Source organism: Coleofasciculus sp. H7-2, from assembly GCF_042747725.1.
In the GTDB taxonomy this organism is placed as follows: domain Bacteria; phylum Cyanobacteriota; class Cyanobacteriia; order Cyanobacteriales; family FACHB-T130; genus FACHB-T130.
The window spans coordinates 24,269-42,593 of record NZ_JBHZGO010000116.1 but is presented as its reverse complement, the minus strand read 5'-3'; the positions used below and the strand labels follow the sequence as shown (position 1 = coordinate 42,593).

General features: G+C 47.1%; 14 protein-coding genes. 11 read left to right on the top strand and 3 right to left on the bottom strand.

Annotation, left to right across the window (positions count from 1 at the left end; translation table 11 throughout):
* Window positions 1–5: 5 nt before the first annotated feature.
* From ACFW2W_RS27685 to ACFW2W_RS27675, 3 genes are all read left to right on the top strand, one after another.
* Entirely contained in the window at window positions 6–3,371 is a 3,366-nt protein-coding gene (locus ACFW2W_RS27685; protein WP_378185376.1) for a PAS domain S-box protein, read from the top strand.
* A gap of 79 nt (window positions 3,372–3,450) precedes the next feature.
* Window positions 3,451–3,912: a response regulator gene (locus ACFW2W_RS27680; protein WP_378185374.1), complete on the top strand. Its 462-nt coding sequence runs from the start codon at window positions 3,451–3,453 to the stop codon at window positions 3,910–3,912.
* A 413-nt stretch (window positions 3,913–4,325) separates the two neighbouring features.
* Window positions 4,326–6,983: a response regulator gene (locus tag ACFW2W_RS27675; RefSeq protein ID WP_378185372.1), complete on the top strand. Its 2,658-nt coding sequence runs from the start codon at window positions 4,326–4,328 to the stop codon at window positions 6,981–6,983.
* 10 nt (window positions 6,984–6,993) lie between these two features.
* Here the strand turns inward: ACFW2W_RS27675 and ACFW2W_RS27670 are convergent, their stop codons facing one another.
* A complete protein-coding gene (locus ACFW2W_RS27670) occupies window positions 6,994–7,200 on the bottom strand; it encodes a hypothetical protein (RefSeq protein WP_378185370.1) in 207 nt (68 codons plus the stop codon).
* A gap of 38 nt (window positions 7,201–7,238) precedes the next feature.
* On the opposite strand from ACFW2W_RS27670, the gene ACFW2W_RS27665 reads away from it, so the two are divergent.
* The 8 genes from ACFW2W_RS27665 to upp all read left to right on the top strand — a co-directional run bounded on the left by ACFW2W_RS27665 (window position 7,239) and on the right by upp (window position 16,698).
* Window positions 7,239–7,415 (top strand): hypothetical protein, encoded by a 177-nt coding sequence (locus tag ACFW2W_RS27665; RefSeq protein WP_378185368.1) that lies wholly within the window; start codon window positions 7,239–7,241, stop codon window positions 7,413–7,415.
* A 553-nt stretch (window positions 7,416–7,968) separates the two neighbouring features.
* Window positions 7,969–9,297, top strand: coding sequence for an ABC transporter substrate-binding protein (locus tag ACFW2W_RS27660; RefSeq protein WP_378185366.1), 1,329 nt, complete (start codon window positions 7,969–7,971; stop codon window positions 9,295–9,297).
* A 276-nt stretch (window positions 9,298–9,573) separates the two neighbouring features.
* Window positions 9,574–10,485, top strand: coding sequence for a carbohydrate ABC transporter permease (locus tag ACFW2W_RS27655; protein ID WP_378185450.1), 912 nt, complete (start codon window positions 9,574–9,576; stop codon window positions 10,483–10,485).
* Between the two features lie 3 nt (window positions 10,486–10,488).
* Window positions 10,489–11,373 carry a carbohydrate ABC transporter permease gene (locus ACFW2W_RS27650; RefSeq protein WP_378185364.1) on the top strand — a complete coding sequence of 295 codons (885 nt, stop codon included), beginning with the start codon at window positions 10,489–10,491 and terminating at the stop codon, window positions 11,371–11,373.
* A 146-nt stretch (window positions 11,374–11,519) separates the two neighbouring features.
* A complete protein-coding gene (locus ACFW2W_RS27645; RefSeq protein ID WP_378185362.1) occupies window positions 11,520–12,617 on the top strand; it encodes an ABC transporter ATP-binding protein in 1,098 nt (365 codons plus the stop codon).
* A gap of 755 nt (window positions 12,618–13,372) precedes the next feature.
* Complete coding sequence (locus tag ACFW2W_RS27640) at window positions 13,373–14,647, top strand: GTP cyclohydrolase II (protein WP_378185360.1); 1,275 nt, start codon at window positions 13,373–13,375, stop codon at window positions 14,645–14,647.
* 42 nt (window positions 14,648–14,689) lie between these two features.
* Window positions 14,690–15,925, top strand: a complete 1,236-nt coding sequence (locus ACFW2W_RS27635; protein WP_378185358.1) for a URC4/urg3 family protein — start codon at window positions 14,690–14,692, stop codon at window positions 15,923–15,925.
* Window positions 15,926–16,062: 137 nt separating this feature from the next.
* Window positions 16,063–16,698 carry a uracil phosphoribosyltransferase gene (gene upp, locus ACFW2W_RS27630; RefSeq protein ID WP_378185356.1) on the top strand — a complete coding sequence of 212 codons (636 nt, stop codon included), beginning with the start codon at window positions 16,063–16,065 and terminating at the stop codon, window positions 16,696–16,698.
* A 10-nt stretch (window positions 16,699–16,708) separates the two neighbouring features.
* On the opposite strand, the gene ACFW2W_RS27625 is transcribed toward upp, so the two are convergent.
* On the bottom strand, window positions 16,709–17,368 hold the full coding sequence (locus ACFW2W_RS27625) for an HAD family hydrolase (RefSeq protein ID WP_378185354.1): 660 nt from the start codon (window positions 17,366–17,368) through the stop codon (window positions 16,709–16,711).
* Window positions 17,365–18,300 carry an ABC transporter permease gene (locus ACFW2W_RS27620; protein ID WP_378185352.1) on the bottom strand — a complete coding sequence of 312 codons (936 nt, stop codon included), beginning with the start codon at window positions 18,298–18,300 and terminating at the stop codon, window positions 17,365–17,367. Before ACFW2W_RS27620 ends, ACFW2W_RS27625 begins: the two co-directional genes overlap by 4 nt.
* Window positions 18,301–18,325: the final 25 nt, after the last annotated feature.

The window sequence follows — 18,325 nt, the reverse complement described above, 5'->3', positions numbered from 1 at the left end:
GGTTCATGCTGAAAGTAACACGCTCCCAACTACTAGGCTATGGCGTGGCTGTCTTGACCGTGGTGGTAGCACTGCTGCTGACACTCCTGTTACAGCCACTGATGGGACCACTCGTTTTCCCCTTCTTTTATGCAGCAGTGGCGATTAGTGCCTGGTATGGTGGCATGGTTCCGGGGCTGCTAGCTGCCATTTTATCGACTTTAGTTACCAATTTCTTCTTCTTAGAACCGCTCTATTCTTTAGGCGTCACCAGCACGAGCCTCGTGGTGCGATTGGGTGTATTCCTTCTGGTGACGTTCCTGATCAGCTCGCTGAACTCGGAACTACATACTGCCAAACAGCGGCTAGAGATGAGTCTGCTGAAGCTACAGGCAAGTGAGAAGCGCTATCGTCGCCTCATCGATACTGCCAACGAAGGCATCTGGACAATCGATAGCCAAGGACGGACAGACTATGTCAACCAGCGGATGGCGCAAATGCTGGGATACAGCGTCGAGGAAATGCTTGAGCGCTCCATTTTCGAGTTTGTGGATGAAGCGTCGCGCCGGGAAGCACTGCAAAAAATGCAGCAACCCAACCCAGACGTCACCGCTCAAGATGACTGGCAATTCCGCCGCAAAGATGGCTCGGCTCTCTGGACGATTGTTTCCACCAATCCAATTCTCATCGACACGGGAGAGTTCGTCGGCACCCTTGCCATGATTACCGATGTGAGCGATCGCAAGCAAGCAGAGTCGGTGCTACAGGAGTCTACCCGTCGCGTTACTAACATCCTGGAGAGCATGACTGATGCGTTTGTCGCCTTGGATCGCCAGTGGCTGATCGCCTATGTAAACCAAGAGGCGGCGAGGCTCAACAGCCAAAAGCCAGAGGAAATCGTTGGCAAAACTCACTGGGAGCAATGGCCTTGGTCAGTAGGGACAAAAATTGAGAGAGAATATCGACGGGCGATCGCCGAGCAGGTGGCTGTCCATTTCGAGGAGTTCTACGAGCCGTTAAGCATCTGGTTTGAGATCCATGCTTATCCTTCCGAAGACGGTCTGGGCATTTATTTCCGGGACATCACCGAGCGCAAGCAAGCGCAGGAGGCGCTGCAAAAAAGAGAAAATGAACTCCGCCTGATTACAAATGCCTTGCCAGTCCTGATTGCCTACATCGATTCAGAACAGCGCTATCGCTTTCATAACAAAGCCTATGAAGAATGGTTCGGGCATTCCGCCGCACAAGTATATGGAAAGCACGTCTGGGAGGTTCTGGGCGAAGCAGCTTATGCAGCGACTCGTCCGTATATCGAAGCAGTCTTGTCAGGAAAACAAGTTACTTACGAAACCAAACTACCGTATAAAGATGGCGGCACCCGCTACATCAGTGCTAGTTACATTCCCCAGTTTGACAGCTCTGGGGAAGTCGAAGGATTTGTCGGCTTAGTTAGCGATATTAGCTCTAGCAAAGCGGCTGAGGAGGCGCTGCGTCGCTCGGAAGATCGCTTCCGACGGCTGTTCGACTCCAACCTGAGCAGCGTTGCCTTCTGGAACGTGGATGGCTTCATCACCGACGCCAACGACGCCTATCTTCGCCTGGTTGGTTATACTCGCGAAGAATTTACCGAATTGGGAAAAATCAGTTGGAGACACTTGACGCCCCCAGAGTACAAGCACCTAGACGATCGAGCGATCGCAGAGGTTCTAGCAACTGGAGTTTCCAATATCTATGAGAAAGAGTACGTCCAACGGGATGGCAAGCGAGTGCCGATCGTTCTGGGGATTGCCTTGCTCAACGACTCCCAGCAAGACGGCGTCGCCTTCGTACTGGATATTAGCGATCGCAAACAAGTGGAGGCAGAACGCGCCTTGCTGTTGTCCCTGGAGCAAATTGCCCGTGCAGAAGCAGAAGCCGCCAGAGAGGAAATCTCTCTGATTCTCGAAAGTGTCACCGACGGCTTTCTCGCCTTCGACCACGAGTGGCGTTTCACCTACCTCAACCACGAGGGAGCCAAAACTTTGGGTCGTTCTCCTGAAGAACTTCTGGACAAGAACTTGTGGGAAGAGTTTCCGGAGCTAGAAGGCACCAACTTCGGTCAGCTTTACCGGCGGACAGTTGCCGAGCAAGTACCGATGGAACTAGAAGACTATTATCCACCCTTCGACGCTTGGTTTGTCGTCCGCGCCTATCCGACGGAAATGGGGGGGTTGGCGCTATACTTCCGCAACATTAGCGATCGCAAATCTGCTGAAGCCGCATTACGCGAAAGTGAGGAACGCTTTCGCCAAATGGCAGATACGGCTCCCGTCTTGATTTGGATGTCTGGTCTTGACAAGCTCTGTTACTACTTCAATAAACCCTGGCTAAACTTTACCGGACGGACAACGGAACAAGAGATGGGCAATGGTTGGGCACAAGGAGTCCATCCCGACGATTTCCAGTTTTGTTTAGATACTTATGTAAATGCGTTTGATGCTCGTCAAGATTTCAAAATGGAATATCGCCTCAGACGCTTTGATGGGGAGTACCGATGGCTTCTAGATATGGGGATTCCCCGATTTACACCAGATGACAGTTTTCTGGGTTATATCGGCTCGTGTATCGATATTAGCGATCGCAAAGAAGCTGAAGCATCAATTCGACAACTCAACCAAAACTTGGAACAACGGGTCAAAGAACGCACTACCCAACTAGAAGCCGCCAATAAAGAACTTGAATCTTTCTCCTACTCTGTCTCCCACGATCTGCGGGCACCACTTCGCCATATTAGCGGTTTCGTTGACTTGCTCCAGAAACGACTTGGGTCAACAACCCTGGATGCAACCAGTCTGCGTTATCTCAAAACTATCACCCAGACCGCTAAACAAGCCGGAATGCTAGTCGATGAATTGCTAGCTTTCTCCCGCATGGGGCGCACTGAGATGCGCTATACATCGATTAATATGGATCGGCTGGTTCGAGAAGTCCAACGCAATCTGGAGCAGGAAATCAATGGACGCGCCATGAATTGGCAAATTGACAACTTACCTGAAGTACAGGGCGACCCTTCCATGTTACGGCTGGTACTCCAGAATCTGATGGCGAATGCTGTTAAGTACACGCAGACACGCACCCATGCCGAAATTGAAATTGGCAGCACTGACAATGAGTCTGAGGTTGTCTTTTTTGTCCGTGATAATGGCGTAGGATTCGATATGCAGTACGTACACAAACTTTTTGGCGTATTTCAACGCTTGCACAGCGAGCAACAGTTCGAGGGGACTGGCATTGGATTAGCGAACGTCCAGCGAATTATCCATCGTCATGGCGGTCGAACCTGGGCAGAGGGAGCGGTAGAGGGTGGAGCAACTTTCTACTTCTCATTGCCAAAGTTTGCAGAAAAACCATGAAAATTAAAAATCAAAAATTAAAAGTCAAAAGTTATCTAACATTTTTAATTTTTAATTTTTAATTGATATAGGGGGATGAATGAAGGAATTAAAACGAATTCTGCTAGTTGAAGACAGTCCGAACGATGTCGAATTAACACTAGCAGCGCTAGAGGAAAACCATCTAGCGAACGAAGTGGTAGTCGTGCGCGACGGGGAGGAAGCGCTAGATTATATTTATCGACGGGGGATTTTTAAGCTGCGGATTGAAGGAAATCCGGTTGTGGTACTGCTGGATCTGAAATTACCCAAAGTGGATGGGCTGGAAGTGCTAGCACAGTTGAAATCTGACCCTACTATGAAACTAATCCCAGTCGTCATGCTGACTTCTTCACGGGAGGAGCAGGATCTGATTAGAAGTTACGATTTAGGCGTGAATGCTTATGTTGTGAAGCCGGTTGATTTTCATGAATTTGTCAACGCTATTAAGGGAATCGGGCTTTTCTGGGCAGTGGTCAATCAGCCACCACCCGGTTCCTTTCCCCTTGTCTGTGCTGTCTAAGATAGAGGTAATTAAGCATTTCTAGTGGAGGTTATTAATGCGAAGAAAGGGAATTGGTAAGCGAAAAAAGAATTATATTGAATCTTGAATTAAAGAACTTTCTTTAACTCAGATTCAAAACTCTCATTCTCCATTCTCAGCTTTAAAGAGTTATAGCGGTTGGCAATTGGGTGAGGTACACCTGTAAGGGCAAACGCATTCTTGCAGATAAATCGGTTAACCCAAGCAAAATTGTAGGTTAGATAGAGCGATAGCGTTACCCAACAAACTTCACCAGTGTTGGGTAACGTGAACTCAGGCGGGAGCCTACACATCTCACTCACAACCTTAATTGCTGTACTTCATCCAAATGAGAAACGCTATACGTTGATTTCCACCGTTGTGCTGAATAATCATAAAAAGGTTTGAGTCTCGTGAAAGTCCTGCATATCCTCTTGCTCGAAGACAGTCTGCTAGATACAGAACTCATCTATGCGAATTTAACCGATGGCGGGATAGACTGCGAGTTGGTGCAAGTAGAGACGCGCACTGACTTTGTTACAGCACTAGAAACAGACTCTTTTGACTTGATTCTCTCAGACTATTCGCTGCCGTCGTTTGATGGCATCTCGGCTCTGAAAATCGCTGGCACCCTTTGTTCTGAGGTGCCATTTATTTTTGTCTCGGCGACGATTGGCGAGGAATTAGCGATTGAAACCCTGAAAAATGGAGCAACAGACTACGTGCTGAAGCAACGGCTAGAGCGACTGGTTCCATCAGTAAAACGGGCGTTGCGAGAAAGCCAGGAACGTAGCGATCGCATAGCTGCCGAACAAGACCTCCACAAAAGCCATGAGCGACTCAAGCTTCTCTCGGAAACGGCTAGCAAGTTACTGTTGAACGATCGACCGCAAGAACTGATCGACAATCTATTGGAAGAACTTTTTTCTCATCTAGGACTTGAGGTTTATTTCAACTACTTGGTCGATCGAGAAAGACAACTTCTGCATTTAAACTCCTGTGGTGGAGTTTCCGAGCAAGTTGCCAAAGAAAGGGAGTGGTTGGAGTTGGGTGAAACTGTGTGCGGACGTGTCGCTTTGGAGCATCACCACTTCGTCGGAGAGAACATTCAGCAATCCACAGACCCGAAGATAGAAATGGCGCGATCGCTGGGAATGACAGCCTATGCTTGTCACCCGTTACTTGCCCACGGTCAGATCATCGGAACGCTTTCTTTTGGTACCCGCAATCGCAACCGCTTCGAGGCGGATGAAATTGAATTGATGAAGGTTGTTTGCGATCAGGTAGCGATCGCTATCGAACGCGCCCAAATGCTAACCCGCCAACGGCAATATACCAGCCGTTTGCAAAGGCTCGCGGAGGCATCCGTTGCCATCAATTCAACCCTATCTCTCGAAGAGATGCTATGGCTAATTACAGAGCAGTCTCGCGACATTATCGGGGCACATCAGTCAGTCACTAGCATGACAGTAGACGACAACTGGGCACAGGCAATTAACACTGTCTCTCTGTCAGATAAGTACGCGCAGTGGCGAGATTACAGTGAAAAAACCGATGGTTCTGGTATCTATGCGGCTGTCTGTGGCATGAAACGCCCCATGCGGATGACCCAGGACGAGCTAGAAGCACATCCAGCTTGGCGAGGTTTTGGGAAGGAGGCAGAAAAGCACCCACCCATGCGGGGTTGGCTAGCTGTACCGCTGATCGGTCGCAATGGAAAAAACATTGGTCTGATCCAACTTTCCGACAAATACGAGGGTGAATTTACCGAAGAAGATGAAGCCATCCTGGTACAAATGGCTCAGATGGCATCGGCGGCGATTGACAATGCACAGCTTTACCAAGAATCTCAGCAAGCGAATCGCATGAAGGATGAGTTCCTGGCGATACTCTCTCACGAGTTGCGATCGCCCCTCAACCCAATACTCGGTTGGACGCAACTACTCCGCACCCGAAAGTTTGACCAAGCTACCACCACTCGTGCCATTGAAACTATCGAGCGCAATGCTAAGTTGCAGACACAGCTAATTGATGATTTGCTGGATGTCTCGCGCATCATCCGAGGAAAAGTCGGTCTAAATATCTCCCAAATCAACCTAGTATCCACCCTTGAGGCAGCAATCGACACGGTGCGTCTGGCGGCTGACGCTAAATCTATTCAGATTCAGTCTTGGCTCGATCCAACTGTAGGGCTGGTTTCGGGCGATTCCAGCCGCTTACAACAAGTTGTTTGGAATCTGCTCTCAAACGCGATTAAATTCACTCCAGAAGGGGGTCGTGTTGAGGTGAAACTGTCAATGGTCAGCGCTCAAAAGTCATTCGCCAACGAACCCGAACCAATGACAAATGACCAAGGACTCAGGACTAATCACAACTATGCCCAAATTCAAGTCCTCGACACAGGTAAAGGCATCCGTGCTGACTTTTTGCCCTATGTCTTTGATTCCTTCCGACAAGCGGATGGTTCAACGACTCGGAAGTACGGTGGACTGGGACTTGGTTTGGCAATCGTGCGTCATTTGGTAGAACTGCACGGTGGGACTGTATATGCAGAAAGTCTGGGAGAAGGACAGGGGGCAACTTTCACGGTGATGCTGCCACTTATCAAGAGTGAGGGGAAAAAACTAACAATGCAAGAAGATGTCTTATTCAGTTCTCAATCCTCCGTCCCCAGCACTTTACTCGATGGCGTGCGGGTACTTGTCGTTGATGATGATACTGACACGCGGGAATTTCTGACCTTCATGATGGAACAGTATGGCGCTGAAGCGATCGCGGCGGCATCGGCACAGGAAGCGTTTGAGCTAATTCCTCAAGTAAGACCCGATGTTCTGGTGAGTGACATTGGGATGCCCCACGAGGATGGTTATTCTTTGCTTGGCAAAGTGCGGGGACTGGATGCCACCCAAGGGGGAGAGACTCCGGCTGTGGCGCTGACTGCGTATGCGAGGGAAGAAGACCGCATACAGGCTCTCTCGGCAGGCTTCCAGATGCATTTGGCGAAGCCAGTTGAGCCATCTGAATTGGCGAACGTGGTGGCAAAGCTGGCTGTAGGCACTTCAAACCGATAACTCTCAATCTTTACGGGACTGAGGACTGAGGACTGAGGACTGAGGACTGAGGAGTGAGGAGTGAGGAGTGAGGAGTGAGGAGTGAGGAGTGAGGAGTGAGGACTGAGGACTGAGGACTGAGGACTGAGGACTGAGGACTGAGGACTGAGGACTGAGGAGTGAGGAGTGAGGAGTGAGGACTGAGGACTGAGGACTGAGGAATTATGGTACAAGTCATTTTGTAGGTTGGGTTGAGGTACGAAACCCAACATTACATTGACAAGTAATTATGGTACAAGTCATTTTGTAGGTTGGGCGATCGCTACTCAACCCAACATTGACAAGAGTTTGATGGATTTCGCTCCCGCTCTACCCATCCTACAAATAATTAAGTCCGTCTACTTATTCGTACAGCGGTTCGGTCGTGAATACCCACCCAGTCGCTTTGTTTAACTGCTAATTCTCATGGATGAGTATAGGTAAAAATAGTGGTTTGCACAATTGGGTAGTTTTTAGCAGCGATCGCTACTCTCAAAGCTTCCAGGGTTAATCAAACTTTCTTTTAATTTTATTAAAATTAAATTTCTAGATTAAAGTCTACCACTTTTATGTCTGCAAATTATACCTCCTCAGAAAGTTATTTGTTTACAACTTGCTATATCTTTGGAAAGTTGCTCTCTGATTAATAAGAAATTAATTTACTGAGATCGCAGCATTTTTATCTATTGGAAATAAACAGTTCGTACTGCTAGCAAAACCAGATAAAATCTCAGTTCAGCCTAGGATATGCTTCTGTAAACTTCGGGCTTTCTCAACAGAATCATCTGCCTAGCTGACAAATTGAAACTTTGTCTATAGCACCCGCTAATTTTTTAGGTTACTTCATCAGAATATTAAGCAATCTTAAGCAAAGTTAGCAAGCCAACCATTAAATGAGACGGTTGAGAAAGTTTAAGTGTTTTAGTTTCTTAATCAACTAATTAAACCTCTGCTTGATCGAGCAACAATGTTGTATCGCCAATCGGTAAACCAACTGCGAAAATTCCTACCAAACCTCCGATATTTGCGTCACTTTGGGGTATGGCTGGCTCTTTTCTTGGGCATCGTACTGTTTAGCTGGATAGTGATGGCTCAGCAGCCAGTCACCCTCAACCTGTTGCTGCCTGCCCCTGATGCCCCACCCTTGCAGCGGATGATCAAAGACTTCGAGGCAGACAATCCAGGCATTCGCATCAACATCGTTGAAGGTCCTAATGCCGCCAACTTGGTTGAAGACCTCTATACATCTGCTTTCATCTTGGGAGAATCTCCTTATGACCTGGTGGTCATGGATATCATCTGGACGCCAAAATTTGCGGCGGCTGGTTGGCTGCTAGACCTCAGCGACCGAATTTCCCAAGAAGAATTGGCAGCATTTTCACCCAATGATGTAGCAGGGGGACGTTACGAAGGCAAGCTGTACCGGCTGCCAATTCGTTCTGATGCTGGGATGCTCTACTACCGGAAAGACTTGCTAGCAGAAGCAGGATTGCAGCCGCCAGAAACATTTCAAGACTTGATAGCAGCGTCCATTGCCTTGCAGAAGGCAGGAAAGGTAAATTGGGGCTACGTCTGGCAGGGTCGCCAATACGAAGGATTGGTGGCAATGTTTATGGAAGTCCTCGAAGGCGCTGGTGGCTTCTGGGTGAATCCCGACACGCTGGAAGTTGGGTTAGATCGACCCGAAACTTTAAGAGCCATCGAGTTTTTGCGCGACACTGTTCAGGAGGGTATTGCCCCGCCTGGGGTGACAACCTACCACGAAGAAGATACCCGACGCTTCTTCCAAAACGGTCAGGCAGCATTTTTAAGAAGTTGGCCTTATGTCTGGCCTTTAGCGAATGAAGAGACTTCGCCAATCAAGGGAAAAATTGGGATTAAACCGATGGTTCACGTCCCCGGTCAAAATGGGGCGGCTTGCCTAGGCGGCTGGGGTTTTGGAATTTCTAAATCCTCTCGACATCCAGAGGCAGCCTGGAAAGCGATTCAATACTTTACCAGTAAAGAAACACAGCGGCGATTTATTTTGCAAGAAGGCTATCTGCCCAGCCGACGGGAATTATTTACAGACCCAGAGATTGTAGCTAAATACCCCCACTTCCCGCAGATTTTGGAGGTGGTGCAAAGAGCCGTCTTACGTCCGCAGATTGCACAATATGCCCAAGCCTCTGATATTTTGCAACGCTACCTTAGCGCCGCGCTCACAAACCGGACGAGTCCTGAAAGAGCAATGCAAGCTGCCGCTAATGAAACGCGCCGACTCCTCAACGCGGGTCAAGCGAAACCGTCGGCATAACAAGGCAACCCTGTAAAAGGCAAAAGTAAATTAAATAGGACTTACGCAACATCACCACATAGTAAGGGCAACCACAGGGGGATTGAACCGACAAGAACGCTATATGTATAAGCTTTGCGTAAGTCCTGCACTGAAAAATCGTAGGTTGGGTAGAGTGTAAACGAAACCCAACAAACTGCACCAGTGCTGGGTTTCGTTGCCTCAAAGGGAGCCTACACATCCGAGATTTGGATAGTCTTTCAGGAGTTAGCATTTTTAATTTTTACTTTTGACTTCATGATGAACCTGCATACAATCCGAGGTCGGGAACAACGCACGGGCTGGATCTTAATACTGCCCGCCTTGCTTGTGCTTTTATTTGTCTATGGCTACCCGATTGTCCGGGCATTCTGGTTGAGTTTGTTTACTAAGAACCTGGGAACAAAGCTGCAACCTGTCTTCACGGGTCTGGATAATTACGGGCGGATGGCGGGGGATGGTCGTTTCTGGCAGAGTTTCTGGACGACGACAGTATTCACTACCTCAGCCGTAATTATCGAGCTATTGCTAGGGCTGGGAATCGCTCTGGTTCTGAATCAGAAATTTCGGGGAAGAAGCTTGGTGCGAACTACGGCTATCTTACCGTGGGCGTTGCCGACTGCTCTGATTGGTCTTGCCTGGGTTTGGATTTTTAACGACCAGTTTGGAGTTGTCAACGATATCCTTAGGCGAGTCGGTCTAATTGAAGGTGGGATTAACTGGCTGGGAGAGCCGACGCTGGCATTGATGGCGGTGATTTTTGCCGATGTTTGGAAAACAACGCCGTTTATCAGTATTCTGCTGTTGGCTGGGTTGCAGTCGATTTCGCCAGACCTCTACGAAGCCCATTCGATTGATGGAGCAACCCCTTGGCAAAACTTCACTAGGATTACGCTGCCGCTACTGATGCCGCAAATCTTGATTGCACTGCTGTTTCGGTTTGCCCAATCTTTCGGAATTTTCGACTTGATTACGGTGATGACGGGTGGCGGGCCTGGAGGTGCGACGGAAGTAGTCTCGCTGTACATCTACTCCACCGTGATGCGCTACTTAGACTTTGGTTATGGTGCGGCGCTGGTGGTAGTGACATTTATGTTGCTGATTGTAGCGGTAGCGATCGCTAGTTTGTTGCTCAGTCGGTCTCGTGCCAAAACTTCAGGAGCCGCTTAAGTTATGACTATAATTCCACAAGAACGCCCAACCACTCCAACCCCAACCAGGGAAAAAAAAATTCCCTGGAAAAAAATCTTAATGCCGGTAGCAGTTGCCTTAGTCTTGATCTTCTCCCTAGCGCCAGTTTTATGGCAACTGCTGACTTCATTCAAGGTCAATGAAGATATTGCCGCCGTTCCCACGGTCTATTTTCCCACTCGATACACGTTCAGTCACTACATTGAGTTATTCGCTCGTCGTCCGTTTGGGCGCTACATTTTAAATAGTGCCTTCGTCTCGATTACTTCCACCGCTCTGGCTTTAGCAATTGGGGCACCCGCTGCTTACGCTCTCGCACGATTGCATCTTTGGGGCGGCAAAATTATCCTCGGCGGTGTCCTGATCGTTACTTTATTCCCTGGAATTTTATTGTTTTTGGGACTGTTAGAAATTGTCCAGGTATTGCACTTGGGTAACAACTATTTGGCGCTGATAATTCCCTATACCGCCATCAATTTACCGCTGACCATTTTAGTGCTGCGAAGCTTTTTCGAGCAATTGCCAAAAGATTTGGAAGATGCTGCTAAAGTCGATGGCTACAATACTTTCCAAATGCTGACGCAAATCTTACTGCCGATGACGGTTCCAGCTTTGGTAACGACTGGGATTCTCACCTTTATTTTTGCCTGGAACGAGTTTATCTTTGCCCTTACCTTTATTACTCGTGAAGATATGAAGACGATTCCGGTTGGGGCTGCTCAATTAGGCGGTGCGTCGCTATTTGAAATTCCATACGGGCCAATTGCTGCGGCTACCGTTTTGGGGACTTTGCCCCTGGTTTTACTGGTGTTGTTCTTCCAGCGTAAGATTGTCCAAGGTTTAACGGCGGGTGCTGTTAAAGGATAGAGTTAGGAATTTTGAGTTTTGGGTTTTGAATGGATCGCTCAAAACTTAAAAACCATAACTTTTACCAGACTGAGCCAGAAAACGAGGTGTAAAAACTTTCAAACTTCAACTTTCTTCAACCTTCAACCTTCAACCTGTTTAAAATTATGGCTAGACTCGAACTCCAAAACTTAAATAAGACATATAATCCTAAAGTTATTCCGGTCAAAGACGTTAGCTTGAGCGTAGAAGATGGTGAGTTTCTCACTTTACTTGGACCTTCTGGATGCGGTAAATCTACCATTTTGCGGTTGATTGCGGGTCTGGAAGAACCCACTCGCGGTCGGGTCTCGATCGGGGATAAAGATGTCACGAACTTGCGACCGGGCGATCGCAACATTGCAATGGTATTTCAAAGCTATGCCCTTTATCCTCACATGACGGTGTACGAAAATATCGGTTCTGCTCTCAAACTGCAAAAAACACCCTCTGAAGAAATTAAACAACGGGTGGCAGAAGCCTCAAGAGTATTGGGATTAGACGAATTAATGAGCCGCAAACCGGGTCAAATGTCTGGCGGACAACGGCAGCGGGTCGCCCTAGCACGGGCTTTGGTACGCCGCCCTCATGTCTTTTTATTAGATGAACCCCTGAGTAACCTGGATGCGCTGTTGCGGGAAAACGTCAGGGCCGAAATTAAGCAACTATTTGAAGCTCAACACGTTCCAGTTGTTTACGTCACCCACGACCAGACAGAAGCGATGACTCTTTCTAGCAAAGTGGCTGTTCTTAATAAGGGCGACGTGCAGCAACTTGACCCTCCCGAACGTATTTATAATAATCCGGCAAATCTATTTGTGGCTGGGTTTGTGGGCAGTCCCCAGATGAATTTGTTAACGCTGCCTTGCCAAGAAAATTCCGCGATGCTGGGTAATTTTAGAATACCGCTGCCGGAAGTTCCTACAGTGCCGCCTCAGATTGTGTTGGGGATTCGTCCGGAAAATGTTCGCATTGCACAACCAGAAGATAGAAACACCGTTCGGGGTCGGGTGTATTTGGTAGAAAACTTGGGGATGCACAACTTAGTTAGCGTGCGGGTTGAGGCGCAGGCAGAACCCACGACAATTCGTACCTTGTTACCGACCGCTCAAAACTGGAGTGGCGAAGATGTAACGCTGGCATTGCCACTTCAGAATATCCACTGGTTTGATGTGCAGACGGGGGATGCTGTTTTTAGACGGCAACCACTGGCGATTGGGCGTTAGGAAACAATAAAAGTTCATTGTGCAATCAGAAAAAATTTTTGCGGCAATATTATCAGTAATTTGATAGCTGTAAAACGCTTCTAAATGTAAAGAGGGATCTGGATTTTCGCGCCCAGAAACATCATTTTCAATTGATTTGGACGGTTGAGCGATCGCAAATTTTAGCAGATTACCGAGTCCACCGACATCGGGCAAAACAAAGCTCAAAGCCCAAGTAAATATTTTGGCGTCGCTACCTTTATTAGGGTCGGATTTAGCACGAGCATTAATTAACTCCGTCCAGCCGGAAATGTTGAAGTTCAGGACTTACGCAAAGCTTATATATATAGCGTTTTGTAGGGGCAATCCCCTGTGGTTGCCCCCCAGATGTGGTGATATTTGCCTAAGTCCTGAGTTATTGTAGTGCGGGGATAATCTGCCGCGATCGCGTGGGTAAAGTTTACTCATAAAGCCTAACTAGCACTGAAAATCCCATACAAAACTTAGGGGAGAAAAGGTTAAGCACAAACGTTTGCATGGATGAATTCATGGGAGTATAGCGATAGGATTAGATTTCTATTAAGTTAATTTAAAAATCAGTAAATTGGGCAAATTTGTAGCAAATAATACTAAATGAAAGGGTAGCAACCACAAACAGATTTGGCTGTGCAGGATACTCTAAGAGCCAAAATCACCTTGCTATGATCAGAGCTTATTTCCACTCCCCTGCTTAGATTGCCCTGGACGACATCTTGAGTGCATCTTGTGAGCTATTTATGGAAAACCCAAAAAAAGTATCTTCCCATAAGCATATTGTTTTAACATCCCATCCGGGTAAATCGGGTAAAAAATCGGTTTCTATCCATTGGGGAGAAAGCGATCCGATTAAACGAGGGCCAATTATTGGGACATTAGCTAACCCAAATCAACGGAATGCAATTGGCACGCATTCGGGATCTTATGCCGTTTATCGGGCACTAGCGATCGCATCTGGCGCACTTCAGGCAAATCACCGCGCCGATTTAACTAATACCTCTCCGGTTGTTCGCATTGGGTCATACCCCAGTTGGGCAGATGCGAACAAAATTGTCTCACTCGATCCATTTGGAGCAATCGTGGGCGAAGTTTACACTTCATTTTATGAAGAGGGATACGATATTCGCCCCACTATTGCTGTCACCAAAGCTCACATTAATATGCCGGAATTGCAAGATTCTGTGGCAAAAGGGCGCTTGCAAGTTGACGGTCAAATTATCAAAAGTAACGGCAATTTAGTTGTAACAAAGGTAGCAATCGATCCAGTTTGGTATTTGCCCGGTATTGCCAAGCGACTCAACATTGAAGAAAGCGATTTGCGTCGCATTCTCTTCCAGCAAACGGGTGGGATGTTCCCAGAATTGGTGACGCGCCCAGATTTACACGTATTCTTACCACCGATTGGCGGCACGACGATTTATCTGATTGGCGATGTCGCAGCAATTACAGATCCCAACCGACTGCTTGCCGTGCGGGTACATGATGAATGCAACGGTTCAGATGTGTTTGGTTCCGATATCTGCACTTGTCGCCCTTATTTGGTGCATGGCATTGAAGTCTGCATCCAGACGGCACAAGCAGGCGGCGCGGGGGTGATTGTCTATTTCCGCAAAGAAGGTCGTGCCTTGGGCGAAGTTACTAAATTTTTAGTTTATAATGCCCGCAAACGTCAGGAAGGAGGCGATCGCGCGGATGCCTACTTTGCCCGTACTGAATGTGTGGCGGGACTTCAAGATATGCGGTTTCAAGAACTGATGCCGGATGTGTTGCATTGGCTGGGAATTACCCGAATTGACCGCTTGGTGTCGATGAGCGATATGAAATATAACGCAATTACAAATTCTGGCATTGAGGTAATCGAACGTATTCCGATTCCTGATGATTGGATTCCAGAAGATGCGTGGGTGGAAATTGCTGCCAAGCAAGCCGCCGGTTACTATACGTCGGGAGAAGTGCCCACTGCGACAACTCTGGCAGAAATTAAGGGACGGGGTTTAGGGGATGAGGATTTTTAACGCTCTCGGTATGCAAAGTTAATGTTTGCGTTTTAATTGTTTATGAGCAATTCTGAACAGGAAGCGATCGCATATTTGAGGAGTTTGGCGGCAATTCGGGAAAGATGCGATCGCATCTTTGTTTTAGGCTGTGAAGACAAACTTCGTTACTTTGGAGTTGATTTAACGCAGTTAGACAAATGCGCTGATTATGTTATCGGGGTGATGCGCGATGATTATCCCGATCTCGACATTCCTTTTCACAGTCGCTGGCGACATTTTGAAGTCGGAAATGTGCCTCGTCTTTTGGAACTCGAACAAGCTTTAATGGGACTCACTCGATTAGAAAAAGCTAAAGTTAAGTTTGATTTGGCGATCGTTAGCGTCTTATTGGATGCAGGTGCGGGTGCAGATTGGCAGTATTGCGAACTAGAAATGGGACAAGTGTTTCGGCGTTCGGAAGGTTTAGCGGTGGCTAGCTTCCGAATGTTTTTTCAAGGTGCTTTTTCTAGTAACCCGAAATCACTATTACAGGTAGATGCTGATGGACTCCTAAAGTTAAGAGAACCCGCTTTAGCGCAGGGTTTCCAAGTGAGTGAAAAAAATCCGCTGGTAGGGGTGGAAGGGCGTGTTAAGCTGCTACAGCGTTTGGGACAAGTACTCAGCCAAAATCCCAAGTTTTTTGGCACGGAAAACCCGCGTCTTGGCAATCTAGTCAATTACCTGCTGGATAAGAGCAATCATGGAGAACTGCCTGCTAGTAAGGTGTTGAATGCGGTTTTGGAGGGATTGGGGGAAATTTGGTCGGGGAGACTAGCGATCGCTGGGGTAAACTTAGGCGATGTCTGGATTCATTCAGCTTTACTGGGAGATAAGAAAAGCGACAATTATGTGCCGTTTCACAAACTCTCTCAGTGGTTAACTTACTCTCTTTTAGAACCACTTCAGGAACTCGATTTGGAAATCACTGGACTAGACGAACTTACAGGTTTACCAGAATATCGTAACGGCGGTTTATGTCTAGATACTGGACTGTTACAAGTCAAAGATTCAGCAGTTTTGCAGGAACGTTACCCAGTTGGTTCTGAGGTAATTGTAGAGTGGAGGGCTTTAACGATTAGTTTGTTGGATAGAATTGCGACAACTATTCGGCAAAAGCTGAATATGACTGCTGATGAATTACCACTGGTAAAAGTTTTACAAGGAGGAACTTGGAGTGCGGGGAGAAAAATTGCCGCACAATTACGAGAAGGCGGCGTTCCCCCAATTAAAATTGAGAGTGATGGAACCGTGTTTTAATAGAAATTATCTGGCGAATAGAATTTGCGGCTATACAAAATAAGCCCACCTACGCGGGCTAAAAGGAATTTTTGCTCATTTTTTGAGCCTGCGTAGGCAGGCTTTGTCTATGGGCATCTTTGGAGAGGAATTTATTAATGAATGCTGAAGTCACTGTAATCGAACATCCCTTGATCCAACATAAATTGACCCTGATGCGGCAAACGGAAACCAGCACGGGAAAATTCCGCAATCTTCTAAAAGAAATCGGGATGTTGTTAGCTTACGAGGTGACGCGAGATTTGCCACTGAAATATGAAGAAATTAAGACGCCTATCGCCCCCATGTTGGCACCCATGCTTGCTGCTGAAAAGAAGATGGTAATTGTCTCAATTATGCGGGCAGGACAGGGGATTTTAGATGGAATTTTGGAACTGATTCCTTCCGCAAGAGTGGGACATATTGGTTTATATCGCGACCCTACAACTCATGTGGCGATTGAGTATTATTTTAAGGTTCCTAATGATATTGAGCAGCGAGATATTTTGGTTGTCGATCCAATGTTGGCAACCGGAAATTCAGCCGTCGCTGCGATTGACAGAATTAAGGAAGTAAGCCCGATGTCAATCAAGTTTTTGTGCTTGCTGGCAGCACCAGAGGGGATTGCACACTTACGCCTTGAACACCCGGATGTGCCTATCTATACGGCTGCAATTGACGAAAAATTAGATGAACACGGTTATATTGTCCCAGGACTTGGGGATGCAGGCGATCGCTTGTACGGGACAAAGTAGCGATTTGCGCTTAGGGTTTGATGATTGAAATCAGTTCGGAAATATCGTTCGCGACAAAAGTTGGGTTGAGTGCTAAACATTTTGCGCGATCGCCATAGCCATAAGCAGCCCAACCAGCATCTAATCCAGCATTTTTAGCAAACATTAAGTCTACATGACTGTCGCCAAAAACTAAAACTTCTTTATTTTGAATGTCTGGATAAATCGGCTGGATGACTGAGTGGAATAAGCTTGCATCCGGTTTGGTTGGCGTTTGTCCGTCATCGCCTATAACCAGATCGAAGTCAGTATTAATTTTTAGCTTTTCTAAGGCAAGCTTTAAAAACTTAGTGTGTTTGACGCTAACAATTGCTAAGTTCAAACCCTCGGAGGATGCAGCTTGAATCACTTGCTTCACTCCCGAAAATAAATCGATTTTTAATAAACCTTCTGTTTGATAAAAGTGTCTGTAAGTTTGAATCCATGTATGAATTTCTTTGGGCGCGATCGCTGGATGAAAAATCGGGAAAGCCTCGGCAAGGGTGATGCCAATTACTGAGCGAATCTGTTCTTCATCTGGCGGGTCGATGTTAAAGGTCTGAAAGGTTTTGATAACGCAGGATATGATAGCTGGATGCGTAATTGCTAAAGTGCCATCAAAGTCAAAAATAATTAACTGATATCGACTCATTGTTCGCGACTTTCGGGAATGTAAGGAACACCGAGGGCGCCGGGAGGTGTGGATTTGCCAGCTAATCCTACTAGCGCCAACAGGGCAATGACATAAGGCAACATTACCAAAAATTGATAGGGAATATTCAGATTAAAGGCTTGAATTCGCAGTTGCAAAGCTTCTGTAGCACCGAACAACAGGCAAGCTAAAGCAGTGCTGACGGGATGCCATCTGCCAAAAATTAATGCCGCAAGGGCGATAAAACCTTTTCCCGCACTCATATCTTCTACAAAGAATCTTACATGAACTAATGTTAGATAAGCTCCTCCTAAACCGGCGAGACAACCGCTGAGAGTGACTGCAACATAGCGCACCTTGGTGACAGAAACTCCGGCAGTATCAGCAGCACGGGGATATTCTCCAACGGCGCGTAAGGACAAGCCTAAACTTGTGCGAAATAACACGTATGTACTCAGGGGAATTAACAGAAATAGTAAGTAAATTAATGGGTCTTGATTGAAGAGGAAATTACCAATAATCGGAATATTTTGCAATCCGGGAATGCCGATGATTTGAATGCCTGGTAGTTGCTGCGCCTGACCGCTATTAAATAAAACACGCGACCAGAAAGAAGTCAATCCCGCTGCTGTAAGATTGATTGCAAGTCCAGATACTAATTGATCGACGCGCCAGGTAATGCATAGATAGGCATGAAGCAGTCCTACTAAGCCACCAACTATGATTGCTAACAGCATTCCCAGCCAAACATTGCCGGTAAAAAATGCTCCGGCGGCGCTAGCAAATGCCCCGGATAGTAACATTCCTTCTAGTCCAATATTTAGCACTCCTGAACGTTCGGAAAAAAGTCCGCCAAGGGCAGCAAATGCTAAGGGTACTGAGAGGCGCAAGCTGGCAATTAGGTAATCGGTGAAAAAGTTGAGATTGTCCATGCTGAATCAGGAACCTTTCCCCCAA